Here is a 24,840-nt window from a genome sequence, read left to right as displayed (position 1 = left end):
GCTAGTCGATCACGATGTCGCCGTCGACCGTGCCCGACAGCGCGGCGAGGTAGCCCAGCTCCAGGCTGCGCGTGAAGGCCGGCGTGTCGAACAGCGGCGCGGTGTCGCGTTGGGCGCGCAGCCGGTCGCGCAGCGCCGCGAGTGGCTCCGGCGCCGCCGCGAGCGCGACCGCCCGCTCGACGTAGTCCTCGGTGGTCTCGACGATCAGCTCCGGCAGGCCGACCGCGTGCAGCAGGCTGGCCGCCATGCGGCCGGCGAAGGCGCGCCCCCGCTGCGTGAGCACCGGCAGTCCCATCCAGAGCGCATCGCTGGCCGTCGTGCCGGCGTTGTAGGGCAGGGTGTCCAGGAACAGGTCGGCCGCGGCGAGCCGGGCGAGGTAGTCCTCGCGCGCGCAGCGCCGCGCGAAGACCAGCCGCTCCGGTGCGAGGCCGATCGCCGCCGCTTCGCGGCGCAGGCGGTCGGTGGCCTCGTCTTCCTCGGCCAGCAGCCACAGCACGGCGTGCGGCACGCGCGACAGGATCCGGCCCCAGGTGCGGAACATGGCCGGGGTCAGCTTGGCCGGGTTGTTGAAGCAGCACAGCACGACCGCGTCCGGCGGCAGGCCGAGCGCGCGCCGGTCGGCCGCGGCGGGCCGCGGTCGCTGGCGATCGTTGGTCTGGTAGGACGGCAGCACCAGCAGGCGTTCGTCGAAGCAGGCGCGGGTGTCGGCGTCGATGAGGCGCGGGTCCGCGACGAGGTAGTCGTAGGCGCCTGAGCCCGAAGTGCCGAGATAGCCCAGGTAGAGCATCTGCACCGGTGCGACGCGGCCGGCGAACAGCGCGACGCGGCCACCCTCGGTGTGGCCGGTGAGGTCGACCGCGATGTCGATGGACAGCTCGCGGCACAGCGCCGCCACCCGTTCATCGCTCCAGCCGCCGACGTCGAGGAAAGCATCGGCGGCCGCGCGCAGCCGCTGCTGCATCGGGTCGTCCTTCGCCTCGCCATGGTTGATCAGCGCGACGTCGAAGACCTCGCGGTCGTGCAGCTCCAGCGTTTCCGCCAGCAGGAAGGCCACCGGATGGGCATGGAAGTCGCGGGAGATGTAGGCGATGCGGATCTTGCGTCCGGCCGGGAAGCCCGGCCGCATCGGCGGCGTCGCGGCACGGGGCGACGCGTGCCGGGCCCAGGTCCTTGCCGCCGCCTGCTGCAGCGCCGGGTCGTCCGTCAGGTTCTGGACGACCAGCGGCTGCGCGACCGCCTCGCCACGAGCCACCTGGGTGAGCAGCGCATCGCGACGCGCGTCGAAGTCGCGCCAGTCGTAGACATGCATCGCCGCGTAGAGCCTCAGTCCGGCGAGCCAAGGGGCGTGCGGCGTGAGCCCCAATGCTGCGTCGAAATCGTCCACCGCCAGCGTGAACCGGCGCGCGCGCAGATGGAGATTGGCCCGGTTCTGCAGCGGCGCGGCGAAGGCCGGGTCGTGACGGATCGCGGTGCTGAAGGCGTCGAGCGCCTCGGCCTCCCGGCCGCCCTGGCGCAGCGCCATGCCCATCAGGTTGCGCGCGATCGCATGGCCCGGCGCCTCGGGACCGATGGCCGCCAGCGCCGGCAGCGCGTCGCGCCAGCGGCCCGCATCGATCAGCTGCTCCGCGCGCTCGAAGCGGAAGTCGTCGCAGGCGGGATCGGCGTCGATGGCCAGCTCGATTGCCATCAGCGCCGCGTCGCGGGCGCCCAGGTCCCGGTAGCTCAGGCTCAGGCCGTGGAAGGCGCGAGCGTAGGTGGGGTCCCGCGAGGCGGCCTGCTCGAACGCCGCGATCGCGTCCTCGATCCGGCCGGTCTCGCGCAGCGCGATGCCCCAGTTGTAGAGCAGCGCGGCGCCAGCGCCAGCCGCCTGCGCCAGCGCGCGGTACTCGGCCTCGGCGGCGATCCAGTCGCCGCGGTCGGCGAGGGCATGGGCGCGTGCCAGCGTGGCGGGCGTGCGCGGCCGTGCCGGCTGTTCCTTCGAAGCGCTCAATCACCACCTCCCGCGGCTCAACGCGGCGGATCATACGAGCCGACGTTGGCGCGAGCGCAGGCGAGCCTTCGCTGGTGCACCGCAGCATGCGTGGCGGCTCGCGTTTCCAGTGGACGGGCGCTATCCCATCGATAGCCACACCGCGTGGCGCGCCGGGAGTCGCGGGCGTAGCATCGCTTCACCCCGGCTCCAGGTCCCCGTCATGGCCGTCTGGCAGTTCGATCTGGCCTTCGCGCATGGCAGCGCCAAGGCCTCCTGGCATCCCTCCTCGCGCAGCGACGTCATGCATTACCTCGCGTCGCGCGTCGGCCCGAGCACGCCGATGCTGGAGGGCTGGCGCTACTTCGGCGACGAGGCACACAACTGCATCGACATGGTGTCCGACCCCGACGGCCACTACGAGCTGCATGCGCGGCTCGACGCCTGCGCCACCGAGACCGACCACTTCATCGACGTCGTCTGCGACGTGGCCCATGCGCTCGGCTGCGAGTTCTTCAGCGCCGAACTGGCGGCCTTGTTGCCGCCGCGCTCGCGCGCGCTCAAGGACGCGCTGCAGCGGTCGACGGCCTGGCGCTTCGCGCTGGACCCCGAGGGCTTCGACACCGACGCCTGACCGGACGCGAGCGTCATCGCAGCAGCGCGCTGAACCGCAGCGCATCGTCGGCCGCCGCGCCCGACGCGGTGTTGTCGAAGACGCACCAGATCGAGGTGCCGGCCGGCCAGCGCGCGAGCGCCCGGGCCCGCGCCTGGAGGAAGGCGTCCTCGTAGCGCGACCAGTACATGCGCGGCGAGCCATGCCAGCGGTAGTAGACGACGGCGCCGCGGCCGTCGCCGTGCTCGCCGAGCCAGCCGCCCGGTTCGTCCGCGCCGGCGGGGCGGGCCGGATCGGCGGCCACGCGGCCGATGCGTTCGTCCACCAGCAGGCGATCCGCCGCCGCGCTGAACCACGAGGCGTGCCGCGGCTCGCAGACGATCGCGCCGTCGAAGCTCGCGTGCAGCGAGCGGAAGAAGGCGCGCGCGGTGCGTGCCTCCAGCGGCAGGGACGGCGGCAACTGCACCAGCAGCACGGCCAGCCGTTCGCCCAGCCCGGCCAGCGAGTCGACGAAGGCGCGCACCTCGGCCCGCGGCACCTTCAGTCGCGCGTCGTGCGTCATCGCCCGCGGCAGCTTGACCGAGAAGCGGAAGCGCGCCGGCGTCTGCGCGGCCCAGCGCGCGAAGGTGTCCGCCCGGTGCGTGCGGCTGAAGGTGGTGTTGATCTCGGTCGCATTCAGCACGGCGGCGTAGCGGCTGAGCTGGCTGCCCTCTGGCGGGAAGGCGGCGGCGACGGCGCGGGGCACGCTCCAGCCCGCGGTGCCGATGTGCAAGGGCGTTGATCGCGACATGGGCGTCTGCCGGCAAGCGGCTTGCCCTGGTCGGGGATCGACGCCCGCGTCGCCGACAACGCTCCCGACCGATGGACGCCTTCCTCGATGCCCTGCAATGGCCCGCGATGGCCGTGACCCTGCTGGCCGCCTGGCTGGTGGCCGCGCGAAGCGCCGCGCGCCGCCGCTGGGGCTTCGGCGTCTTCGTCGCCAGCAACCTGCTGTGGAGCGCCTGGGGCCTGCACACCCAGGCCTACGCGCTCATCGTGCTGCAGGTCGGGCTGTTCCTGCTCAACCTGCGCGGCGTGCGGAAGAACCGGCAGGCCGACGATGGCGCCCAGGGCGACGATGGCGGCAATCGCTCCGCCACCCGCGTCGCCGGCGACGTGACGGACGCGCGGACCGCCCGCGCAGGCCCGGGAGCGAGGCTTGCTGTGAGGAGGCACATGGCCAAGGAGCACGACATGAGCGATCAAGCGCTGAGCGACACCGAACGACGCGAAAAACTCTGGCACCTCATCAAGGACATGCGCTTCGGCATGCTGACGACGCAGCATCCCAACGGTCACCTGCACGCGCGTCCGATGACGCTGCAGAACCGCGGCGTCGACGAGGGCGATTCGCTGTGGTTCTTCATGTCCCGGGGCGGCGAAGCTTACGAGGACATCGTCGGCGCCGCGCAGGTGAACGTGGCCTTCGCCGACGCCGATGACGACACCTATGTCTCGGTGTCCGGCACCGCCGAACTCGACGAGGACAGGGCGCGCAAGCAGGCCCTCTGGAATCCGGCCGCCGAGGCCTGGTTCCCCAAGGGCGTGGACGACCCCGACCTCGCGCTGCTGCGGGTGCGCATCAACCACGCCAGCTACTGGGACGTGAAGGCCTCGAAGCTGATGCAGCTGTATGCGATGGCGAAGTCGGCGGTGACCGGCCAGCCGCCGAAGGACCTGGGCGAGACGGGGCAGGTCCGGATGCGGTGAGGGCTTCCCCCGGGGTCGCAGGGCTCGACGCGCCGGATTTGCCTCCGATAGGATGGCCCGATGATGAGCCCCCTGGTCCTTCGCGGTCGTTGCGCCTGCGGGCGAGCCGAGTACGCCGTGCATGCCGCCCAGCTCGACGCCGCGGTCTGCTACTGCGCCACCTGCCGACGATCCTCGGGGGGCGCCGGGATGGCCTGGCTGACCGCCGACCGCGCCACCTTGCGGGTCAATGGCGCGCTGCAGACCTGGCGGTCCTCGGACCATGCCTTGCGCCAGTTCTGCCCGCATTGCGCGACGCAGCTGTTCTGTCTCGAGGACGATGCGCCGCCGGAGATCAAGGTCGCCGCCGGCACGCTGGACGACCAGAAGCTGGTCAAGAGCACCCACAGCGCCTTCGTGAACGAGCGGCCGCTGTGGGATGCGCGGCATACGCTGGCGCAGCACGAGGCCGACGCTCCCTCGCCGACGGCTGAACCGGCGCCCGGCGACGCACCGACCGGGCGCTCGCGGGCCGAATCCGACGCGGCCTTCCAGAGCGCGCTGGCCAGCAGTCCGGACGCCTTCATCAGCATCGATCCCGACGGCCTCATCACCGAATGGAATCCGCAGGCGACGGCGACGCTGGGATGGAGCTATGCCGAGGCCATCCGCCGACCGCTGCACGAGCTGATCATTCCGCCGGAGATGCGCAGCGCGCACCTGCGTGGCATGTCGCGGCTGCAGCGCACCGGCGACGGTCCGGTGCTGGGGCGGCGATTCGAGGTCGATGCGATCCACAAGCGCGGCCACCGGGTGCCGATCGAGCTGTTCGTCGCGCCGCTGCGCATGGCCGGCGGCACCGGCGCGACGGCCTTCGTGCGCGATGTCAGCGTCCGGCGCGCGGCCGAGGCCTCGATCGAGCGCGCGATCGGCGGTGAGCCGGTGAGCTTCGAGGTGGACCTGCGCCTGGGCGGCCGGCACCGCGCCATGACGGTCCGCGTCACGCCGCGCCGCGACGAGCACGGCACGCCGGACGGCTTCCTCATTCATCTTGAGGACGCCGCGACCGGCGATCCCTGAGGCCCCCGCGGCGGGCCGCCCACGCCTGTAGTCCTTCGCCCGACGGCCGGTCGGCGCGCGGGCTCACCCGCACTGGCGTCGCGCCGGCCTCGCCAGGCCGTGATCGATCTCCCATGATTCGTTCAAACAGGGAGATCACCATGAAAGTCGCACTGATCGAAGACAACGCGCTGCTGCGCCGGCTGATGGTGACCCGCCTGCAGGCGGAGGCGTCCATCACCGTGGTGGGCCAGGCCTGCAGCGAGAACGCCGCGCTCAGCACCATCGCGCTGTGCGCCCCCCGATGTGGTGCTGGTGGACCTGGGCATCGACGGCGGCTCGGGCCTGGGCGTGATCGAGCGCCTGCGCGCGGCGCGCTTCCGTGGCCGTATCCTGGTGCTGAGCGCGCAGGATCGCGCCGCCTACGAGCCGCGGGTGCTGTCCTGCGGCGCCGACGGCTTCTACGACAAGGCCAGCGACTTCGACCGCCTCGTCGACGAGCTCGGCACGCTGGCCAACAGCGCCTGGATGGCCGAGTGAGCGCGGCGCGCGGGTAGGCCCAGCGGAGGGATCCGGACTCGGCCACCTGGGGGATGACAGGGGGAGGCGGCACCCGCATCGTGGCGACTTCGTCCGCGCCCGCGGACCGTCACGCCAGGGAGTCCCCGCTCATGAACCGACCGATCAGCCATGCCCACGGCGCGCCCGTGGTCGACAACCTCAACATCCAGACCGCCGGCCCGCGCGGCCCCGCGCTGCTGCAGGACGTCTGGCTGCTGGAGAAGCTCGCCCACTTCGACCGCGAGGTCATCCCCGAGCGCCGCATGCACGCCAAGGGCTCCGGCGCCTATGGCCGCTTCACCGTCACCCACGACATCAGCCGCTACACGCGCGCCAAGCTGTTCTCGCGCATCGGCAAGACGACCGACGTCTTCCTGCGCTTCTCCACCGTCGCCGGCGAGCGCGGCGCCGCTGACGCCGAGCGCGACATCCGTGGCTTCGCCGTCAAGTTCTATACCGAGGAAGGCAACTGGGACCTGGTGGGCAACAACACGCCGGTGTTCTTCATGCGCGACCCGCTGCGCTTCCCCGACCTCAACCACGCCGTCAAGCGCGACCCCCGCAGCAACCTGCGCAGCGCGCAGAACAACTGGGACTTCTGGACGCTGCTGCCCGAGGCGCTGCACCAGGTCACCATCGTGATGAGCGACCGCGGCCTGCCCGACGGCTATCGCCACATGCACGGCTTCGGCAGCCACACCTTCAGCTTCATCAACGCCGACAACGAGCGCCACTGGGTCAAGTTCACCTTCAAGTCGCGGCAGGGCATCCGCAACCTGACCGACGAGGCGGCCGGCCAAGTCATCGCGGGCGACCGCGAGAGCGCGCAGCGCGATCTCTTCGAGGCCATCGAGCGCGGCGAGTTCCCGCGCTGGACGCTCTACGTGCAGGTGCTGAGCGAGGCCGCCGCGCGCGCGCTGCCCTACAACCCGTTCGACCTGACCAAGGTCTGGCTGCATGCGGACGCGCCGCTGATCGAGGTGGGCGAGCTCGAGCTCAACCGCAATCCCGAGAACTACTTCGCCGAGGTGGAGCAGGCGGCCTTCTCGCCGGCCAACGTGGTGCCGGGCATCGGCTTCTCGCCGGACAAGATGCTGCAGGCGCGGCTGTTCAGCTATGGCGACGCGCATCGCTACCGGCTGGGGGTGAATCACCATCAGATCCCGGTCAACGCGCCGAAGTGCCCCTACCATCTGTACCACCGCGACGGCGCGATGCGGGTGGACGGCAACGCCGGCGCGGCGCCGGCCATCGTGCCCAACAGCCGCGGCGACTGGGCCGACCATCCGCAGCTGCAGGAGCCGCCGCTGGCCATCGACGGCGCCGCCGCGCACTGGGACCACCGGCTGGACGACGACTACTTCACCCAGCCGGGCCTGCTGTTCCGCCTGATGGACCCGGCGCAGCGGCAGGCGCTGTTCGACAACACCGCCCGCGCCATCAACGGCGCCAACCCGGACGTGCAGCAGCGCCACATCGACCACTGCACCCTGGCCGACCCGGCCTATGGCGAGGGCGTGCGCAACGCCTTGCTGGCGCTGCGCGGCTGAGTCCCTGGCCCCCGAGCCCCGGGCGCGCCGGCGCACGGAGCGCCCGGCCGGGGCCCGGCGCTCGCGCCGCGCGCGCGGCGCCGGTCGATCAGCCGCGGCGCAGCTTCACCGACGGGAAGTCGACCGGCACGGCGAAGGCCACGTTCACGTAGTTCGTGAACAGGTTGAGCGCGACGTGGGCGAGGATCTCCACGATGGCGCCGTCATCGAAGCCCGCCTCGCGCAGCGACTGGACGTCGGCGTCGGTGACCTGCGCGCGGTCGTTGACGACCTTCAGCGCGAACCGAAGCGCCGCGGCGGTCTTGGGATCGGCGGACTCGCCGGCCTGAGCCGCGGCCATCTCCTCGGCGCTGGCGCCGGCCTTGCGGCCCAGCATCGTGTGCGCGGCCAGGCAGTACTCGCAGGCGTTGCGGTCGGCCACGGCCACCGCGATCTGCTCGCCGAGCCGGGCCGGGATCACGCCGCCGCCCAGCGCGCCGAAGCTGCCCCACAGGCTCTTGAGGGCGGCCGAGGAATTGGCGACCGCGCGGAACATCGCCGGCGTCGCGCCGAAGGCACCCTGGATCTGGTCGAGCACGACCTTGACATCGCCCTGGGCCTGCTTCGGATCGACGAGCGCGACGCGGGAAACGGTGGAGGTGGCGGTGGAGGTGGCAGTCATGGAAAGTCCTTTCAGAGGTAGGAGAAGAGGTCGTTGGCGAGACCGGTCCGGCCCTTCCGGGGATCTCGCAGCGTGTGCCGCTGGACGTCAGTGTGGGTGAGGTTGTCGTAGCATTGGCCGCGTTTCATCCGATAAACATACCCAAACGTCCATGAGCGCCCCGATCCGAACCCCGAGCCCGGCCCCTGCGACCGCCGCCGTCGTCGCCAGTCCCGCTGCCGCGCCGGTCGACCGGCTGTCGTCGCTGCTGGAGCACTTCCGGGTGCGCGCGCGGCTGTTCCATGTCGGACCGCTGTGCGGCATCAGCCCCTTCGATCCCTTGCCGGGGCGAGGCTTCCTGCATGTGATGCAGCGCGGCGAGATGGAACTGCGCCACCCGGCCGGCGCGGGCCTGCCGCGCAAGCTGCGGGTGGACGAGCCCTCGCTGCTCTTCTATCCGCGGCCGGTCGCGCATGAGTTCCGCAATCCGCCGCGCGACGGCTCGGACTTCACCTGCGCCGAGCTCGAGTTCGACGGCGGCGCGCTCAATCCGCTGGTGCGCGCCTTGCCGCCGCTGGTGCTGCTGCCGCTGGCGAAGGTGCGGGGCCTGGAGCTGTCGCTGCAGCTGCTGTTCTCGGAGACCGAGCGCGCGCGCTGCGGTCAGCGCCTGCTGGCGGACCGGCTCTTCGAGGTGGTGCTGATCCAGCTGCTGCGCTGGCTCATCGACCATCCCGCCGAGGCGGGCGTGCAGCCCGGGCTGGTGTCGGGACTGTCGGACCCCCGCATCGCGCTGGCGCTGGCCGCGGTGCACGAGGCGCCGGGGCAGGCCTGGTCGCTGGCGCGCATGGCCGAACGGGCGGGCATGTCGCGCAGCGCCTTCGCGGCGCGCTTCCGCGACCTGGTGGGGCAGGCGCCGGCGGCTTACCTCGCCGACTGGCGCTTGAGCCTGGCGCAGGAGCAGCTGCGGCTGGGACGGCCGATCAAGCAGATCGCCGACCAGCTGGGCTACGCCAATGCGTCGGCGCTGTCGCGCGTGTTCACGCAGCGCGTCGGGCGCTCGCCGCGTGAATGGAAGCAGGCCCTGGGCGCCGGCGAGCCGGCGTCGACCTGAGGCCGGCGCGCGAAGGCCTCGCGCCTCAGGAGACCGCGCGTGGCGCGCCCAGCAACTGCTGCATCACCCGCTCGAGTTCGTTGAACTCCACCGGCTTGACCAGGTGGGCGTCGAAGCCCGCGGCCGCCGTCGCCTCGCGGTCGGAGCGCTGGCCCCAGCCGGTGATGGCGATCAGCGCCAGTTCGTCCCTGGGCGCCATCGCGCGCAGGCGCCGCGCGACCTCGGTGCCGGAGATGCCCGGCAGGCCGATGTCCAGCAGCATCACCCGCGGGCGCAGGCGCTCGAAGTGCCGCAGCGCGTCCTCGCCGCTGTAGGCCACCGAGGCGCGGTAGTGCGCGCCGCGCAGCACCTCGGCCAGCGTGTTGGCGCCGTCCACGTTGTCATCGACCACCATCACGCAGGGCGCCTCGGCGGCCGCGGTCTCCGCGCCCACCGCCGTCTCCGCGACCGCCGTGGGCGCCGCCGGGTCCTCGGCGCGCACCGTCCCGCCCGGCGCGAGGGGCAGCTCGACGATGAAGCGGCTGCCGTGGCCGACGCCTTCACTCTCCACGGCGATGCTGCCGTCGTGCAGTTGCACCAGCTGCTTCGACACGGCCAGGCCGATGCCCAGTCCCGAGGGCGCGGCGCCGCGCGCATCGATCCGCGTGAACAGCTCGAAGACGCGCGGCTGCATCTCCATCGCGATGCCGATGCCGCGGTCGGTGACGGTGATGCGGGCCCGGTCGGCCTCGGCGGACACGTGCACCGTCACCTCGCCGGGCTCGGGGCTGTACTTGGCGGCGTTGTCCAGCAGGTTGCCCAGCACCTGCTGCAGCCGCGTCGGATCGCCGTCCACCAGCACCGGCCGCGGCGGCAGCGAGAGCGAGACCCGGTGCTTCATCTCGCTGTACAGCGGCTCCACCGCTTCCAGCGCCTGCCGCACCACGGTGCGCAGGTCGATGAGCTGGCGCTTGAGCTCGACCACGTTGCGGGTGATGCGGCTCATGTCGAGCAGGTCGTCCAGCAGCCGGGCCATGTGGGCGGACTGGCGGGCGATGATGTCGGTGGCGTGGGCGCGGGTGGCCTCGGTGCCGGACTGCCGCAGCATCGCCACCGCGTAGCGGATCGGCGCCATCGGGTTGCGCAGCTCGTGCGCGAGCGTGGCCAGGAAGGCGTCCTTGCGCTGGCTTTCGCGGCGCAGTTCCTCCTGCGCGGCGGACAGCTCGGAGACATCGACCGTCGCGCCGATCACGCGCTGCACCTGGCCGTCGTGGGCCTGGACGGGGCGCAGCGAGGTCAGCAGCTGGTAGGTCCGGCCGCCATGCGACACCTGCTGCGCCAGGTTCATCGGCCGGGCCGTCGCCACCGCCTCGCGGACGATCTCGGCGAACTGCGGCTCGCCCACCAGGCTGCCGACCTCGGCCCCGATCAGCGCCTCGCGCGAGAAGCCCATCGGCGTGTTGAAGGCCCAGGTGTAACGGCCCTGCAGGTCGCATTCCCAGGCCATCACCTTGCCGCTGTGCAGCGCCAGGTGGAAACGCTCCTCGGCCGCCTGGCTGGCGCGCAGCGCTTCCTGCTGGGCCGTCACGTCGACCGCGACGCCGTAGGCATGCGCCGCGCGGCCTTTGGCGTCGAGGCTGACGTAACCGTCGAACTGCGTCCAGACGACCTCGGCGTTGTCCGGCCGCGTGATCGGGCAGGCCAGGCTGAAGCGGCCGCCGCTTTCGGTCGCGTAGCGGTAACGCTCGCGGAAACGCCCGGCGTCCTCGGCCGACATGTCGGCCAGCATGTCCTCCATCGTCGACCAATGCCGGCCGAAGAGCTGCTTCGCGCCGCCCGCGGTGTTGGCGAAGCCGGTGACCACGTCCCAGTCCCAGGTGACCATGCGGCCGGCGGCCAGCGCGAGGTTGAGGCGGCGCCGGCTGTTGCGCTCCTTCTGCATGAGCCGCCCGGCCCAGGCGGAGACCGAGGCGATCAGCGCGCCGGCGGCCAGGTAGAGCACGACCAGCGTGGCGTCGGGCAGCGAGTTGACCGGGAAGATCTGGCCGACCGGATCGATCCAGAAATAGAGGACGGCCAGCGCCGAGGCGGCGAGGAAGGCCAGGGCCGGCCCGAGGCCGCAGGCCAGGCCCACCAGGACCAGGGAAGGGAAATAGGGCAGCAGCGGTCCGCGGCCGTTGAGGTAGGGCTGCAACTGCAGGTTGAGCCACGTCGCCGCGACGAAGACGAGCGCGGCGGCGGGCCAGCGCAACCAGTGCCTCTCGATGACCATGGAACCGACTCCGGGCTGGAACCTCCGGCGACGGCCGGCACGGGCGAGGCCTCCCGCCTCGGGCGGCGACACGGTCCGCAGCATAACGGTCGCCGGGGCAACTTCCGTGCCCCGTACATCAGCGGGCGGGTGGGGCGCCGTACCGTCGCAGTCGCGAAAGGGGGAGAGGCTGGACCGACGCCGCGCGCGCTCGCGGCGGCCTCCCGGGCGCTGTGCGGAGGAAGGTGCGGTGGGGCGGGCCTCGCACGGGGTGACATTATTTGTCCCCTCCGCCTGACAAAACCTGACCCTCATTTCGGCGGCAAACACCGGCGGCTACCTCTTTCGAATTAACGTTTTCGTTGTCGGATGGTGATGAATGTGTTTTTCGACGTCGGTTGTGACCGTCTGCAACCGGCACGTTCTCTGCATGAACGAGGCGAAAGTCCACCGGAGTTCCGCGCTCCGGTGTTTCGTTTTCCGGATCTGCAGGAGCGTCATGCGCCACCCCGTTTCAGAGGCTGACCCGAAGTTGGCTTGCCCGTCCCCCCCGCGCCCGTGGGGCTTCGTGTTCACCGCCGTGGTCGCGCTCAGCGCCGCCGGCACGCTGGCGGGCTGCGGCGGCGGAGGCGGCTCCTCCGGGGATTCGACCGGCACGCCGCCCGTGTCGGGCACTCCCGCAGCACCGCCACCGGCTGCGCCCGCGCCGCCGGCTTCCGCGCCCGTCGGCAGCGATGAACCGGAGCTGCCGCCCGCCGCGCCCGCCCCGCCGACGCTGCCGACCGGCACCGACAACGCCGCGCCCGCGCTGCCGCCGGCGCTGCAGCTGCCCGCCGGCCTGGACCTGAGCCAGCCCGGCGCCGCGGTCGCGGTCGTCAAGGCGAGCTCCAGCGCGACCGAGAACGACGCCAACGGCCCGGACAAGGCGATCGACGGCAACCTCGCCAGCCGCTGGTCCAGCAAGCCCGACGACAAGGCCTGGATCCAGTTCGACTTCGGCGCCAAGAAGCCGCTCGGCTACCTGAAGCTGGTGTGGGAGAACGCCTATGGCAAGGAGTACGCGCTGCAGGTGTCCGACGACGGCGAAACCTGGTACCAGCTGCGCTACGTGGCCGGCGGCAAGGGCGGCACCGAGGAGTTCTTCAACCTGAACGCCAACGCGCGCTACCTGCGGCTGCAGGGCGTCGCGCGGGCCACGCAGTACGGCTACTCGCTGTTCGAGGTCAGCTTCGCCGCGCCCGGCAGCGACAACACGCTGCCGACGCTGAGCACCTCGGCCTTCCCGGTGCCGCCCGCGGGCGCGACGCCGGTGACGCCCGCCGCGCCGGCGCTGCTGGAGCAGGTGCAGTTCACGCTGCCGGACGGCACGCTGGTGACCCGCTTCGGCTTCGTCGGCCGCTCGCGCCATGCGCGCGAGCGCGGCGAGGACTGGAACGAGGTCGGCTTCGGTCCCAACGACACCGTGGACGCCAACGGCAAGCCGCAGGACAAGGGGCCGGGCGCCTACCTGAACTTCATCTCCAACTACTTCAAGAACCGCACCTGGGGCGTCGAGTTCATCGACAACAGCCGCGTGGCCGGCGTCACCAAGCCCCGCATCATCGTCAACCAGTACTACCAGCAGGCGCAGCGCGGCGGCGGCCATTCCTTCTTCCGCCGCTTCGACGACGCCGGCGTCACCGGCTACGGCTGGATGTCGCCGGGCCGGCTGCTGGACAACACCACCTACACCGACGGCTTCAAGGACCTGACCTCCTGCCCGGTGGTGCCCAAGCCGCCCGAGGGCGCGCTGCTCAAGCCCACCTCCGGCTTCGCCGGCGTCATCGGCGCGAATGACGGCTGCTCGGTGGTGCTGGACAACGTGCCGGGTCACCAGGACGTGGCCGCCAACGCCAACGGCGTGCTGGTACCCAACGGCGTCAACGTGCCCTCGCGCGACCTGAAGATCGGCGACGCGATCGAGTTCACCGGCTCCTTCTTCGCGAGCCGCGCGTCGATGGACGCGATCGGGGACAACGGCAACTTCCGCTACTACACCAACGAGGTGACCTATGTCGTGGGCACCGGCCTGCGCCCCTGGTACGGCGTGCAGCCGCGGCTGCTGAACGCGCCGCTGCCGGCCGAGACACTGCTCGGCGGCACCGGCTCGATCTCCTACGACTACGCCGACAACGCGACCTTCATGTTCCAGCAGCCCAACACGCAGATCGGGATGCAGAACATGCAGCGCTTCGTCGAGGGCCGGCGCTGGTTCCACACCAACATGTGGACCGGCGACCACAACGAGGCGGGCAACGACCGCAACACCGCCGCGGTGAAGCTGCAGGGGCCGCGCTTCAACCAGACCAACTGCTTCGGCTGCCACATCAACAACGGCCGCAGCCTGGCGCCGCAGGTGATCAACCAGCGCCTGGACACGATGGCGGTGCGTACCGCCGCGATCGGCGCGGACGGCAGGCAGCAGGCGCATCCGGTCTACGGGCTGGCGGTCCAGATGAATGCGCGCTCCCTCACCACGGGCGCGGCGCAGGATTGGGGCAACGCGGTGCGCGTGGCCGGCTTCGACACCCGGACCGTCACGCTGGCCGACGGCACGGTGGTGACGCTGAGCAAGCCGCGGATCCGCTTCGACGGCCCGACGCCGGCGGCCTATTCGCTGCGCAGCGCGCAGCCGGTGATCGGCCTGGGCTTGCTGGAGGCGGTCCCCGACGCCGACATCCTGGCGCGCGTGCGCAGCACGCCGGACGAGGACGGCGTGAAGGGCCAGGCCAACCTGGTCTACGACCCGGAGACCGGCCAGGTGCGGGTGGGCCGCTACGGCTGGAAGGCGACCAAGGTCAGCCTGCGCCACCAGACGGCCAATGCGGCGCTGCTGGACATGTCGGTGACCTCGCCGATCTATCCGAACCGCGACTGCCTGGCCGGCCCGGCGCAGTGCGACAAGAAGAAGGTGGAGAAGGGCCTGAGCGAGGACGAGCTGCAGCTGATCTCGCGCTACGTCGCCCAGCTCGGCGTGCCGGCGCAGCGCAGCCTGGTCAGCGGCTTCCCGAAGGGCGTGACGCCGCTGTCCTACCTGGCGGTGGATCCGGTCAAGGTCGCGGCGGGCGCGCAGGTGTTCGCGAGCATCCGCTGCACCGCCTGCCACGTCGCCGAGATGAAGACCGGCCTGGCCAGCGAGCTCGCGGAGATGCGCAACCAGACGATCAAGCCCTATACCGACCTGCTGCTGCACGACATGGGCAGCGATCTGGCCGACAACCTGTCGGAAGACCAGGCCAGCGGCAGCCAGTGGCGCACCTCGCCGCTGTGGGGCATCGGCTATACCGAGGCGGTGGCCGGTCCCGCCGTGAAGGTGGGTTACCTGCACGACGGCCGCGCCCGCACGCTGACCGAGGCCATCGTCTGGCACGGCGGCGAGGCCGCGGCCAGCCGCCAGCGTTTCGTCAAGCTCAGCACCGCGGACCGGGAAGCCCTGCTGGCCTTCCTCAATTCGCTCTGAGGCGGGGCGGAGAATGGGCCTCCGGACCAAGTTCCGTGGAACAGGAGACCCTGATGACGCCTTTCCGATTGACGCTGATGGCGCTGGCGCTGGCGCTGGCGCTGGCCGCGGCGCCGGCGGCCAGGGCCGCCGGCCCGAGCTTCTCGTGCGCCAAGCCGGCCGGCCAGGCCGAGCGCCTGGTGTGTGAGGACGCCGAGCTCGCCCAGCTCGACCGGGAGGTCGCGCGGCTGTACGGCCTGGCGAGCACCGGCCCCCAGGCCCTGCGGCATCCGGAGTTGAAGGCGATGCAGCGCGGCTGGCTCAAGGGCCGCGATGACTGCTGGAAGCGCGACGACCCGCGGCGCTGCGTCCGCGATGAATACGCGCTGCGCATCGCCGAGCTGCGCGCGCTGCCGGACGCGCGGCGCGAGGACCGGCGCGGCATCGCGGTCGGGCCCGTGCCGCTGCGCTGCCCCACTGTCGACGGTGAGGTCACTGTCACTTTCGTCAACAGCGATCCGGGCGCCGCGGTGCTCAAGACCGCGCAGGGCCGCGCGGTGCTCGACCACGAGGTCAGCGCCTCGGGCGCGCGCTACGGCGGCGGGCTCGCGGACGGCGACTACCTCTTGTGGAACAAGGGCCGGGAGTTCCGCCTGGAACGGCCCGGCCGGCCCGCCGCGGACTGCACCGACGCCGCGGCGCGCTGAGCGCGCGCTGGCGGCGGGGTTCAGGCGCTGAAGCGATCCTTACGGGACGAAGACCGGTCCGAGCAGGCCGTCCGAGGGGTCGGCGGCGAGCCGGTCGAAAGTCGCTGAGTTTGTCGACGCCTGAAGCCGGATACCGTATCTCGACAGATCCTCAGGCCTCACGAGCAACCAATCCCGGGGTTTTCCATCGTTGGCGCCGCGGTCGGGCCGCTGCGAGCGGACGATGATTTCCTTGAGGCGCGGATACTTGGACATGTATTCCTCGTCCTGACGCGCCACCCGCCAAAGGGTCAAATAATTTGAAAGGCCCCATCGTATGACGCCGTCAATGGCTGACGACTGCTGGAAACAAGCCCATGGGCTGCCGTGGAATCCAATGGTTGCATTGGCGAGGATAACCGACCTGGCCGCCGGCAGCAGGTAATTGGCGCAGGCGGACATGCAGAATCCAGCGATCCGCAGCGAGAGCCGAGAAGTTTCCAGGATCTGGGCGATGCGCATGGCGGCAATTGCATCGCCACCGAAGCTGTTGATTTCCAGAACCTTGACTCCAGGAGTTTCCCGGATTCTATTGGTCAACGCCTCCGGAGTGTTTGCGTCGATTCGGCCTTCGAGACGGATGATGTCGTCTCCTGAGGACTTGAAGCTGCTCAGGCGGGCGACCGGACGAATGGCCTGGAAATACTCGCGTGTCGCCGATGTGCCGCCCGCCGATTGCTGGAAGGAGTGAATCCTCTTGGCGATTTCGAAATCCGTCGGTGGAGACTGACCACAGAGCCCGACATGAATCCTCGCTGTTTCATCCGTCGTCGCGGAAACGCCTGGGGAAAGCATCGAGAGGGCGGTCAGGAAAAGGAATGGTTGAAGCGCTTTCATATTCTTCTCGGAAATCGCTTTGCTGAATCGCTGGCTCAGCGCTGGGAATGGATGCTAATCGGAAAGGGGATATCCGGCGTCAAGTGCATGTCGTGATTGCTGCCTGCGCCGGTGATTGATGGGTTAAATATCGATGCGCCGAATCGCGTAGACTGCGTCGCCTTTTCGACTGGTGGCATCCGAAGGAGTGAGATGACGGTTCAGATGGACTCCGCCGTGGAGCAGCAGGTTTGGGCGGTGCGCCGCGCGCTGCCCTCGGATGCCGAGCAGATCGCCGCGCATGCGTGTTATCGGGAAGAGGACGCCGCGCGGCGCGCTGGCTATGCGGAATGGGTGCGGCCTCGCATTGGCAGCCGCCGCTACATCGGCTTTTTGGCCATGCATGAGGGCCGGGTGATCGGCGGCGCGGGCGTCGTGCTGCTGGACTGGGGCCCGACGCGGGCGAATCCCGCTGGACAGATGGGGCGAGTCGCCAACGTCTTCACCGACGCAGCGCTCCGCGGCCGCGGCATCGCGACCGACCTCGTCGCGCGCGCGATGGCCGCCTGCGAGGCGCTCGGCGTGCGTGAGTTCAACCTCGGCTCGACGCCGGAGGGCAAGGGCCTTTATCGATCGCTGGGTTTCGTCGAGTACCCGGCCGAAATGCGGCGGCGAGTGACGGCCGCACCATGAAAAACGGCGCCCCTCGGGGCGCCGCTGCGTCGAATGAGCCGTCCGCTCAAGCCGGCTTGACCAGCAGCGAGCGCGCCCAGGCGTCCGCCTCGCGGGCCGGCGTCTGACCGCTCGTCTTGACGCGGTCCAGCAGCTCGGCGACGCGACCGCGGATCTGGCCGACCTCGGCCATCACCGCCGATTCCTCGCCTTCGTTGCGGAACTCGCGCGCGACGCTGATGATGCCGCCGGCATTCACCAGGTAGTCCGGCAGGTAGGTGATGCCGCGGGCCTGCAGCGCATCGCCGTCGGCGGCGGTGGCCAGCTGGTTGTTGGCGGCGCCGGCGATCAGCTGGGCCTTCAGCGCCGGGATCGACTGCGCGTTCAGCGTCGCACCCAGCGCGCAGGGCGCGACCACGTCGACGTCCGCCGCCAGGATCTCGGTCACGCTGACGGCCGTGGCGCCCAGCTCGGCCTGCGCGCGCGAGACCTTCTCGGCATTGACGTCGGCGACGACCAGCTTCGCGCCAGCCCGGTGCAGGTACTCGGCCAGATGCCAGCCCACCGCGCCCAGGCCCTGCAGCGCCACGCGCACGCCCTCGAGCGAGTCGCGGCCCAGCACGCGCTTGACGCCTTCGTCGATCGACACGAACACGCCGTAGGCGGTCTTGGGGCTCGGGTCGCCACCGAAGGCGCCGTCACGCGGGATGCCCGACACATACGAGGTGTGGGCCATCATGCCCTTCATGTCGGCCGTCGTCGTGCCGACGTCCTCGGCCGTGATGTAGGCGCCTTGCAGCGACTGCACCGCACGGCCGAAGGCCGCGAACAGCGCGGCGCGGTCGAAGTCGCCCTGCGGCTTCAGGATCACCGCCTTGCCGCCGCCGAAGGGCAGGTTGGCCAGCGCGTTCTTCAGGCTCATGCCCTGCGACAGACGCAGCGCGTCGTTCAGCGCGGCCAGCTCGTTGTCGTAGCTCCAGAAGCGGCAGCCGCCGAAGGCCGGGCCGCGCGCGGTGCTGTGCACCGCCAGGATCGCCTTCAGGCCGGTCACCGGGTCGGCGGCCAGCAGCACGCGTTCGTGCGGGGCCTGGTCGGGCAGGCCGAAGAGCGAGGAGGGGAGGGAATCGGACGAGCCGGCGGCCAGCGCGCGGGCGATGTCGGTCAGGGCGTTCATGGGTGAACCTGCACTTGTGATGCTTGAAGGAAACCGGCGCCGCGGAGGGCGCCGTGCGGCCCGCAGGCGCTTGTGGCGCATGGGGGGTCGCCAGTGTAAGCGGTGCCCCCGCCGGGACCGACGTCGCGCCCCATCGCCCCCTCCTGGGGACGGGCACCCCCTTGGCGGGTCCCCCGGGCCCGTGATACACCTGCGCGCACAACTTGTGCGCAAGACGCACGCCCAGGGAGGGCACCGTGTCAGACAACCCCGCCGACGACCGGTTCCGGTCGATCGTCGAGGCGATCCCGAACGCCATCGTCCTGGTGGACCGGGAGCGCCGGATCCGGCTGGTCAACCGCAAGGCCGAGGAACTCTTCGGCTACGCGCGCGAGGACCTGCTGGGCGCGACGGTCGAGACGCTGATACCGACGCGTTTCCGTGAGGGCCATCCCCGCCAGGTGGACGATTTCTTCACGCGGCCCGAGACGCGCGCCATGGGCGCGGGCCGCGACCTCTTCGGCCGGCGCAAGAACGGCGAGGAAGTGCCGATCGAGATCGGCCTGAGCCCCATCGACACCGCCGAGGGCCTGTGCACGCTGGCAGCCATCATCGACATCACCGAGCGCAAGCGCGCCCAGGAGCGCTTCGAGCTGGTGGTGGAGGCCTCGCCCAGCGCGATGATCATGATCGACGCGGCGCGCCGCATCCGGCTGGTCAACCGGCGGGCCGAGGAGATGTTCGGCTACGCGCGGGCGGAATTCCTCGGGCAGCCGATCGAGATGCTGGTCCCCGAGCGCTACCGGGCCGGGCATCCGGGCCACGTGGCGTCCTTCTCCAGCCGGCCCGAGGCGCGGCCCATGGGCGCGGGCCGTGAGCTCTTCGGGCTGCGCAAGGACGGGTCGGAGATGCCGGTGGAGATCGGCCTGACGCCGATCGACGCGCCCGATGGGCATTACGTCGTCGCCTCCATCATCGACATCACCGAGCGCCGTCGCAGCGAGGACGAGCTGCGCCGCAGCAATGCCGAGCTGGAGCAGTTCGCCTACGTGGCCTCGCACGACCTGCAGGAGCCGCTGCGCATGGTGGCCAACTACACCGAGCTGCTGGCGCAGCGCTACGCCGGGCAGATCGACGACCGCGCCGACAAGTACATCCGTTATGCCTCCGACGGCGCGCGCCGCATGCAGCGCCTGGTGGCGGACCTGCTGGCGTACTCGCGGGTGGGCTCGCAGGGCAAGCCGCTGGTGCCGGTGGAGGCGGAGCAGGTGCTGCAGGCGGTGACCCATGCGCTGCAGCGCCTGCTGCGCGAGTCGGGCGGCCTCGTCGAGAGCGACCCGCTGCCGCGCGTGTCGGCCGACGAGGGCCAACTGCACCAGCTGCTGCAGAACCTCATCAGCAACGCGATCAAGTTCCGGTCGGAGGCGCCGCCGCGGGTGCGGATCACGGCGCGGCCGCAGGGGCAGCGCTGGCTGTTCCAGGTCAGCGACAACGGCATCGGCATCGACATGCAGTACGCGCAGCGCGTGTTCCAGATGTTCCAGCGGCTGCACGAGCTGGGGCGCTACGAGGGCAGCGGCATCGGCCTGGCCATCGCCAAGCGCATCGTCGAGCGCCACGGCGGCACGATCTGGATCGACTCCGCGCCGGGCCAGGGCAGTACCGTGTCCTTCACCCTGCTGGCGGCGCGCGCCGAAGGAGCCTGAGCCCCATGAGCCAACCGCTGAACATCCTGCTCATCGAGGACAACCCCGGCGACGCCGACCTGGTGGCCGAGACGCTGGAGCACAGCCGGCTGCGCCTGGACATCGCGGTCGCGGTGGACGGCGCGCAGGCGCTGTCGCGGCTGCTGCGCGAGCCGCCGTATGAGGCGGCCGAGCGGCCCGACCTCATCCTGCTGGACCTCAACCTGCCCAAGCTGAGCGGGCGCGAGGTGCTGGCGCGGATCAAGGCCGAGTCCGAGCTCAAGGAGATTCCCGTGGTGGTGCTGACCTCCTCCGATGCCGAGCACGACATCGTCAAGAGCTACCAGCTGGGCGCCAACTGCTACGTCACCAAGCCGGTGGGGCTGGTGGCCTTCCAGTCCATCGTGCAGGCGATCGAGGGCTTCTGGTTCACGGTGGTGAAGCTGCCATGAGCGCGCTGCCCGACGACCTGGGCCGGGAGCCGCGCCGCGCGCCGCTACCCATCCTGCTGGTGGAGGACAACGACGGCGACGCCGACCTGATCACCGACCTGCTGGCCGAGGCGCCCGCGCCGCAGCGCCCGGTGGTGCGCGCCACGCGCCTGTCCGAGGCCGTGAGCCTGCTGGAGCGGCACCGCGTCGCCGCGGTGCTGCTGGACCTGCACCTGCCCGACGCGGCCGGCCTGGAATGCGTGAGCGCCGTGCGCTCGCAGGCGCGTGACACGCCCATCCTGGTCCTCACCGGCATGGACGACGACGAGCTGGCACTGTCCTGCATGACGGCGGGTGCGCAGGACTACCTGTCCAAGCAGGACGTGCGGCCGCGCGCGCTGGCGCGGGCCATTGACTACGCGCTGGCGCGCACGCGGGAGGCGCGCTCGCGCCTGCGGGCGCAGGCGCTGCGGCTGCGCAGCGAGGAGCTGGAGCTCGAGAACAAGCGCATCCTCGAGGCCAGCCAGCGCAAGGGCCGCTACCTAGCCAACATGTCCCACGAGCTGCGCACGCCGCTGAACGCGGTGATCGGGTTCTCGCAGCTGCTGGTGGACGGCGGGGCCGCGCTGACGCCGGATCATGTGCGCGGCTATGCCGGCAACATCCTGTCCAGCGGGCGTCATCTGCTGGACCTGATCAACGACATCCTGGACCTGGCGCGGCTGGAAGCCGTGGGCCTGGACCTGCATCCGTCCGCGACCTCGGTGCCCGACGTGGTGCGGGAAGTGGTCGACGTGGTGGCGGGCAGCTTCGCCGCCAAGCCGATGACGGTGGCGCTGGAGATCGACGTCGAGCCGCCGCTGTTCTTCACCGACGCGCTGCGTCTGCGGCAGGTGCTCTACAACTATCTGTCCAACGCCTGGAAGTTCACGCCGGCCGGTGGCCGGCTGACGGTGCGCGCGCGGCGACTGGGCCTGGACCGGCTGCGGCTGGAGGTCGAGGACAGCGGTCCCGGCATCGCCGCCGACGACCTGCCGCGGCTGTTCACCGAGTTCACGCAGCTGCCCTCCGAGGCGCAGCGGCAGTACCGCGGTACGGGGCTGGGACTGGCGCTGACCAAGCGCATCGTCGAGGCGCAGGGCGGCACGGTGGGTGTGAACAGCTTGCCGGGCCACGGCTCGCTGTTCTTCGCGGAACTGCCGGATCCGCCCCGGCATGAACCGATGGAAGGGGCGTTCGGGGCGACCTGAGCGTGCGCGCTGTCAGCAGTCGCACAGCGGGCGATCGGGCATGCGATTGCGTCGCAACCGGTCGATCAGCTCCCCCAGCTGGTCCCACGCCAGCCCGGTACGTCGCACGAAGATCGTCCGCACCATGCCGCAGAAGGGCTGCGCGTCCTCGCCGTCGGCTGCGATGTAGGTCAGCACGCGCAGCACGTCGCGCTCCGTGACGTCGCGCGCGATCTCGTCCAGGTGCTCGTGGGTGGCGCGGGCGAGCTTGTAGCGGGCCAGGCGCAGGCTGGGCCGATCCAGGCCGCAGGTGGCGATCGTGGCCCGGCCGCGCTCCGTCCTGTACCGGATCTCTCCGATCCGGCCGTAATCGAAGTGATCGGCGGGATTGAAGCCGATGTCGAAGGGAGAAAGCAGCAGCGGCTTGGCGGACGCCGGCGCGCCCGGCTCAGGCGGTCCGGACGGATGGGTCCCGTCCACCGGAAAGAAGTTGGCCTTCCATTGCTGATTGCAGATCTGGCAACTCAGCAGATAGTTGGTCCAGTCGTAGGCCAGCCACCAGTAGCCGGGCTTGATCGTCGTCCCCACGGAGCTCCGACCACTGACCGACGACGACCAGAGCGCTTCACGTCCCCACTTGGCGGGGTCGTCGTCCAGTTGGCGGATCTCCGCCTTGGGACGGATGTGCTCCACGTCGCCGTGCTGCAGGCCGAGCACGGTTCCCTCGCAATATCCGCATTTGCCCAGTTGCGCCTTGCTGAACTGGTGCTTGTGCTTGGACCAGAGTCCGGGGAAGAGTTCGTCCTTCTCCTTCTTCTGCCTTCCCCCTGCCGCACCCCCCTGCGCTGCCGGCCCCTGCGGCGCCGTCTTCTGCTTCCTGCTCGTCCTGGCCGCGGGCGTCGGCACGGCCGGGGCCGTCGCCGAGCCGGCGGGCGGCACGAAATGGGCGCGGACCTTGGCGCGGGCCGCTTGGGTCTGGCCGGCGAAGGCCGGCGGTTCGGCGGGACGTTCGAACTTATGCACCTTCGCCCTCCGCGCCTGTGGGGTCGTCCCGCAGGATCTGTTGCAGACGAGCCTGGATCCTCGTGTCGGCCGAAGGCATCGGGCGCTCCTGCTCCAGCGCCGCGGCGGCGGCCAGCGCGGCGCGATGCGATCGCGTGTTGCCGAAGGTGCCCATGCGGTGGCGCAACTCGTTCTCCATCTGCTGGAGATCGCGCTTTTGCCGGGCATTCAGCGTCCGGCACTGCAGCAGGGCGCTGTGCTCCGCCATGAGCGCGAGCGTGTCCGCGTCCATGGTCGATTGCAGCCCGAACCAGGGGCCGGTCAGGATCTCGTCGGCGCGGGCGCCGGCCGGCACATCGATCGACTCGATCCGCAGCTGCTGGTCCTCGGGATGCCTGTGCATGACGCGGAGCTCGCCCTTGCGCAGGCCCTGCACGCACAGCGCGTCATGGGTGCTGACGATGAAGCGCACCCGCGGGAAGGTGCGTCGCAGCTTCTCGACGATCTGGATCTTCCACATCGGGTGAAGGTGCAGTTCGATCTCGTCGATCATGACCACGCCCTGGGCCGATTCCATGTCGAAGCGGCTGCTCCCGGTGAGGTGGAACATGATGTCCATCGCCAGTGCCAGCACGGACTGGTAGCCGCCGCTGAGCTCGTCCAGCGCCATGGTGGTGCCATGCAACTCGGTGGCTATGCGCCGCTCCCCACGCAGGAGCCAGGCACTGCCCTTGAGCGGCAGGAGCGCCTTGAGGTCGACGGCCAGCCGGTCGAACTGCTCCTCCGACACGCGCTCCTTGTTGACGAGCGCCCGTTCCGCGTTCTTGAGCGGGTAGCGGGGGTCGAACAGGTTGCGCACGCTGACCGCTTCCCGGATCGGCGCGGTCGGCTCCTCGTCGTCGAAGTCGGGCAGCAAACGCGTCGCGCCATAGGCGAGGACGGGCAAGGGCGGCGCGTCCCCGCTCCACTGGAAGTCGGTCCAGCCCTTCTGGAAGGACAGGGTGCGTTGGCGGCCGTCGGAGAAGGTCAGCCTGACGGAACCCTTGGAGACGCGCGGCGCCCGGCGCAGCCAGGTATGCGCCGGCCGCAGCGTCCCGTCGTCCCGCGCGTGCTCCGGCATGAGGGCCAGGGCCACGGCCTGCAGCAGCGAGCTCTTGCCGACGCCGTTCTCTGCCAGCACCATCAGCCACGGCTGCGTGACGATGCCGTCCACGCTTTGCGGCGCGGGGAACGTCAGGTCCAGCGCGCCGATCGCCTTGAAGTTCCGGATCTCGATCGACTCCAGCCAGGCGCCGTCCGACAGCGCCTCGACGCCCGGCACCGGCGGGACGAACGGCGGAATCACCGGTGACGGATCCCTCATTGCCGGGTCGGCGCGCTGGAATCGCTCGATCACCGCCTGGATGACCGCCTGATGAAAACCATGGCGACCGAACCGCTGGTCAAGGGCTTCCGCCCGTTCGACTTCATCGCTGAAGGACTCGCAGATGCGGATGACGTTCTCGGCCTGGTTCCGACGCGTGGCCACCAACTCGCGGCTGTTCAGCCTGAGGATCTTGATCGTGGCGTCGCCATGGTCGGACTTGGCGACGACCAGCCCATCCTCCTGGAAGGTCAGGTGATCCCGCGGATCGTCGACGCACGGATCGATCAGCAGCGGGCGTTCCTCGCGAAGCGCCGGACCCGTGGTGAGCGGGGGAGCGGCCGGCCCCTCGATCGGGAACAGGTTGCGCTTGTTCATGTCGCATGTGCCGCAGCACAGATGCAGGTTGTCCCACTCGTTCGCCAGCCACCAGTAGTGTTCGCCATCAACCTCGCCATGCAGGCGAGTCGCCCGCCAGCGCGGGCGGAATTGCTCGGCATGACTGCCCGCGCGCTCGCAGAAGGCGCATCTCCCGTTGAACAGGATGCTCAGCTGGTCGACGATCAACTGATTCAGGCCTCGCGGCATCGGCGAAAAAAGCTTGATCTGCGCGCGATCGAGCTCCGGCATGGCCATGAGGGCCTGCACTCGAGCGAGTTCCTCGCGCTGATAGACCAGCAACTCGCGAGGCGGCTCGACTCGACTGCGATCGACAAAGATCATGGCGTTTCATTGAATGAACGGTAATGGCCCGCAGGATAGCCGTTGAATCGGGCCCATTCCCGCGGGGCCATGGCAGGGCGC

At 70.6% G+C, this 24,840-nt stretch carries 20 protein-coding genes; 12 read left to right on the top strand and 8 right to left on the bottom strand.

Features of this window, described 5'->3' with window-relative positions; translation table 11 throughout:
• Position 1 precedes the first annotated feature (1 nt).
• Positions 2 to 1,990, bottom strand: a complete 1,989-nt coding sequence (locus tag FHT37_RS09335) for a tetratricopeptide repeat protein (RefSeq protein WP_183480410.1) — start codon at positions 1,988 to 1,990, stop codon at positions 2 to 4.
• Positions 1,991 to 2,192: 202 nt separating this feature from the next.
• Between FHT37_RS09335 and FHT37_RS09330 the strand changes: the two genes are divergently transcribed.
• Positions 2,193 to 2,603, top strand: a complete 411-nt coding sequence (locus FHT37_RS09330; RefSeq protein ID WP_091733240.1) for a hypothetical protein — start codon at positions 2,193 to 2,195, stop codon at positions 2,601 to 2,603.
• Positions 2,604 to 2,616: 13 nt separating this feature from the next.
• On the opposite strand, the gene FHT37_RS09325 is transcribed toward FHT37_RS09330, so the two are convergent.
• Positions 2,617 to 3,372 (bottom strand): DUF72 domain-containing protein, encoded by a 756-nt coding sequence (locus FHT37_RS09325; protein ID WP_183480408.1) that lies wholly within the window; start codon positions 3,370 to 3,372, stop codon positions 2,617 to 2,619.
• A gap of 71 nt (positions 3,373 to 3,443) precedes the next feature.
• Between FHT37_RS09325 and FHT37_RS25655 the strand changes: the two genes are divergently transcribed.
• The 4 genes from FHT37_RS25655 to FHT37_RS09305 all read left to right on the top strand — a co-directional run bounded on the left by FHT37_RS25655 (position 3,444) and on the right by FHT37_RS09305 (position 7,480).
• The gene (locus FHT37_RS25655; RefSeq protein ID WP_310739732.1) at positions 3,444 to 4,331 is read left to right on the top strand and encodes a pyridoxamine 5'-phosphate oxidase family protein; all 888 of its coding nucleotides are present in this window, start codon (positions 3,444 to 3,446) and stop codon (positions 4,329 to 4,331) included.
• A gap of 60 nt (positions 4,332 to 4,391) precedes the next feature.
• Positions 4,392 to 5,390 carry a PAS domain S-box protein gene (locus tag FHT37_RS09315; protein ID WP_183480406.1) on the top strand — a complete coding sequence of 333 codons (999 nt, stop codon included), beginning with the start codon at positions 4,392 to 4,394 and terminating at the stop codon, positions 5,388 to 5,390.
• A 285-nt stretch (positions 5,391 to 5,675) separates the two neighbouring features.
• Complete coding sequence (locus FHT37_RS09310; RefSeq protein ID WP_183480404.1) at positions 5,676 to 5,909, top strand: response regulator; 234 nt, start codon at positions 5,676 to 5,678, stop codon at positions 5,907 to 5,909.
• A gap of 131 nt (positions 5,910 to 6,040) precedes the next feature.
• Positions 6,041 to 7,480, top strand: a complete 1,440-nt coding sequence (locus FHT37_RS09305) for a catalase (RefSeq protein ID WP_183480402.1) — start codon at positions 6,041 to 6,043, stop codon at positions 7,478 to 7,480.
• 88 nt (positions 7,481 to 7,568) lie between these two features.
• Here FHT37_RS09305 and FHT37_RS09300 read toward each other — a convergent pair whose 3' ends face one another.
• Complete coding sequence (locus FHT37_RS09300; protein WP_183480400.1) at positions 7,569 to 8,141, bottom strand: carboxymuconolactone decarboxylase family protein; 573 nt, start codon at positions 8,139 to 8,141, stop codon at positions 7,569 to 7,571.
• 151 nt (positions 8,142 to 8,292) lie between these two features.
• Here FHT37_RS09300 and FHT37_RS09295 point away from each other — a divergent pair, with 151 nt between their 5' ends.
• Positions 8,293 to 9,231 carry an AraC family transcriptional regulator gene (locus FHT37_RS09295; RefSeq protein ID WP_183480398.1) on the top strand — a complete coding sequence of 313 codons (939 nt, stop codon included), beginning with the start codon at positions 8,293 to 8,295 and terminating at the stop codon, positions 9,229 to 9,231.
• A gap of 25 nt (positions 9,232 to 9,256) precedes the next feature.
• Here the strand turns inward: FHT37_RS09295 and FHT37_RS09290 are convergent, their stop codons facing one another.
• Positions 9,257 to 11,482, bottom strand: a complete 2,226-nt coding sequence (locus tag FHT37_RS09290) for an ATP-binding protein (protein ID WP_183480396.1) — start codon at positions 11,480 to 11,482, stop codon at positions 9,257 to 9,259.
• Between the two features lie 547 nt (positions 11,483 to 12,029).
• On the opposite strand from FHT37_RS09290, the gene FHT37_RS09285 reads away from it, so the two are divergent.
• Positions 12,030 to 14,960 (top strand): di-heme oxidoredictase family protein, encoded by a 2,931-nt coding sequence (locus FHT37_RS09285; protein ID WP_310739731.1) that lies wholly within the window; start codon positions 12,030 to 12,032, stop codon positions 14,958 to 14,960.
• A 53-nt stretch (positions 14,961 to 15,013) separates the two neighbouring features.
• Complete coding sequence (locus FHT37_RS09280) at positions 15,014 to 15,646, top strand: MliC family protein (protein WP_183480392.1); 633 nt, start codon at positions 15,014 to 15,016, stop codon at positions 15,644 to 15,646.
• Between the two features lie 39 nt (positions 15,647 to 15,685).
• Here the strand turns inward: FHT37_RS09280 and FHT37_RS09275 are convergent, their stop codons facing one another.
• The gene (locus FHT37_RS09275; protein WP_183480390.1) at positions 15,686 to 16,522 is read right to left on the bottom strand and encodes a hypothetical protein; all 837 of its coding nucleotides are present in this window, start codon (positions 16,520 to 16,522) and stop codon (positions 15,686 to 15,688) included.
• Positions 16,523 to 16,714: 192 nt separating this feature from the next.
• Between FHT37_RS09275 and FHT37_RS09270 the strand changes: the two genes are divergently transcribed.
• On the top strand, positions 16,715 to 17,194 hold the full coding sequence (locus tag FHT37_RS09270; RefSeq protein WP_147240262.1) for a GNAT family N-acetyltransferase: 480 nt from the start codon (positions 16,715 to 16,717) through the stop codon (positions 17,192 to 17,194).
• A 46-nt stretch (positions 17,195 to 17,240) separates the two neighbouring features.
• On the opposite strand, the gene FHT37_RS09265 is transcribed toward FHT37_RS09270, so the two are convergent.
• Positions 17,241 to 18,347: a Glu/Leu/Phe/Val dehydrogenase gene (locus FHT37_RS09265; RefSeq protein ID WP_183480388.1), complete on the bottom strand. Its 1,107-nt coding sequence runs from the start codon at positions 18,345 to 18,347 to the stop codon at positions 17,241 to 17,243.
• A 236-nt stretch (positions 18,348 to 18,583) separates the two neighbouring features.
• On the opposite strand from FHT37_RS09265, the gene FHT37_RS09260 reads away from it, so the two are divergent.
• The 3 genes from FHT37_RS09260 to FHT37_RS09250 are packed head-to-tail and all read left to right on the top strand — an operon-like array spanning position 18,584 to position 21,692.
• A complete protein-coding gene (locus tag FHT37_RS09260) occupies positions 18,584 to 20,032 on the top strand; it encodes a PAS domain S-box protein (protein WP_310739730.1) in 1,449 nt (482 codons plus the stop codon).
• A gap of 5 nt (positions 20,033 to 20,037) precedes the next feature.
• Complete coding sequence (locus FHT37_RS09255; RefSeq protein ID WP_183480386.1) at positions 20,038 to 20,463, top strand: response regulator; 426 nt, start codon at positions 20,038 to 20,040, stop codon at positions 20,461 to 20,463.
• A complete protein-coding gene (locus FHT37_RS09250; RefSeq protein WP_183480384.1) occupies positions 20,460 to 21,692 on the top strand; it encodes a hybrid sensor histidine kinase/response regulator in 1,233 nt (410 codons plus the stop codon). The genes FHT37_RS09255 and FHT37_RS09250 overlap by 4 nt, the downstream gene beginning before the upstream one ends.
• 12 nt (positions 21,693 to 21,704) lie before the next feature.
• Here FHT37_RS09250 and FHT37_RS09245 read toward each other — a convergent pair whose 3' ends face one another.
• Together FHT37_RS09245 and FHT37_RS09240 are read right to left on the bottom strand one after the other, a co-directional pair.
• A complete protein-coding gene (locus FHT37_RS09245; RefSeq protein WP_183480382.1) occupies positions 21,705 to 22,694 on the bottom strand; it encodes a hypothetical protein in 990 nt (329 codons plus the stop codon).
• On the bottom strand, positions 22,687 to 24,759 hold the full coding sequence (locus tag FHT37_RS09240; protein WP_183480380.1) for an AAA family ATPase: 2,073 nt from the start codon (positions 24,757 to 24,759) through the stop codon (positions 22,687 to 22,689). The genes FHT37_RS09245 and FHT37_RS09240 overlap by 8 nt, the downstream gene beginning before the upstream one ends.
• Between the last annotated feature and the right edge of the window lie 81 nt (positions 24,760 to 24,840).

The organism is Mitsuaria sp. BK037, assembly GCF_014193045.1.
In the GTDB taxonomy this organism is placed as follows: domain Bacteria; phylum Pseudomonadota; class Gammaproteobacteria; order Burkholderiales; family Burkholderiaceae_C; genus Roseateles.
This window is presented reverse-complemented; position numbering and strand designations above follow the sequence as displayed.

Coding starts and splice junctions, on each gene's coding strand:
- FHT37_RS09240 (WP_183480380.1), bottom strand. CDS start 24,759: ATGATCTTTGTCGATCGCAGTCGAGTCGAGCCGCCTCGCGAGTTGCTG.
- FHT37_RS09290 (WP_183480396.1), bottom strand. CDS start 11,482: ATGGTCATCGAGAGGCACTGGTTGCGCTGGCCCGCCGCCGCGCTCGTC.
- FHT37_RS09300 (WP_183480400.1), bottom strand. CDS start 8,141: ATGACTGCCACCTCCACCGCCACCTCCACCGTTTCCCGCGTCGCGCTC.
- FHT37_RS25655 (WP_310739732.1), top strand. CDS start 3,444: ATGGACGCCTTCCTCGATGCCCTGCAATGGCCCGCGATGGCCGTGACC.
- FHT37_RS09315 (WP_183480406.1), top strand. CDS start 4,392: ATGATGAGCCCCCTGGTCCTTCGCGGTCGTTGCGCCTGCGGGCGAGCC.
- FHT37_RS09330 (WP_091733240.1), top strand. CDS start 2,193: ATGGCCGTCTGGCAGTTCGATCTGGCCTTCGCGCATGGCAGCGCCAAG.
- FHT37_RS09255 (WP_183480386.1), top strand. CDS start 20,038: ATGAGCCAACCGCTGAACATCCTGCTCATCGAGGACAACCCCGGCGAC.
- FHT37_RS09250 (WP_183480384.1), top strand. CDS start 20,460: ATGAGCGCGCTGCCCGACGACCTGGGCCGGGAGCCGCGCCGCGCGCCG.
- FHT37_RS09325 (WP_183480408.1), bottom strand. CDS start 3,372: ATGTCGCGATCAACGCCCTTGCACATCGGCACCGCGGGCTGGAGCGTG.
- FHT37_RS09265 (WP_183480388.1), bottom strand. CDS start 18,347: ATGAACGCCCTGACCGACATCGCCCGCGCGCTGGCCGCCGGCTCGTCC.
- FHT37_RS09275 (WP_183480390.1), bottom strand. CDS start 16,522: ATGAAAGCGCTTCAACCATTCCTTTTCCTGACCGCCCTCTCGATGCTT.
- FHT37_RS09270 (WP_147240262.1), top strand. CDS start 16,715: ATGACGGTTCAGATGGACTCCGCCGTGGAGCAGCAGGTTTGGGCGGTG.
- FHT37_RS09295 (WP_183480398.1), top strand. CDS start 8,293: ATGAGCGCCCCGATCCGAACCCCGAGCCCGGCCCCTGCGACCGCCGCC.
- FHT37_RS09305 (WP_183480402.1), top strand. CDS start 6,041: ATGAACCGACCGATCAGCCATGCCCACGGCGCGCCCGTGGTCGACAAC.
- FHT37_RS09280 (WP_183480392.1), top strand. CDS start 15,014: ATGACGCCTTTCCGATTGACGCTGATGGCGCTGGCGCTGGCGCTGGCG.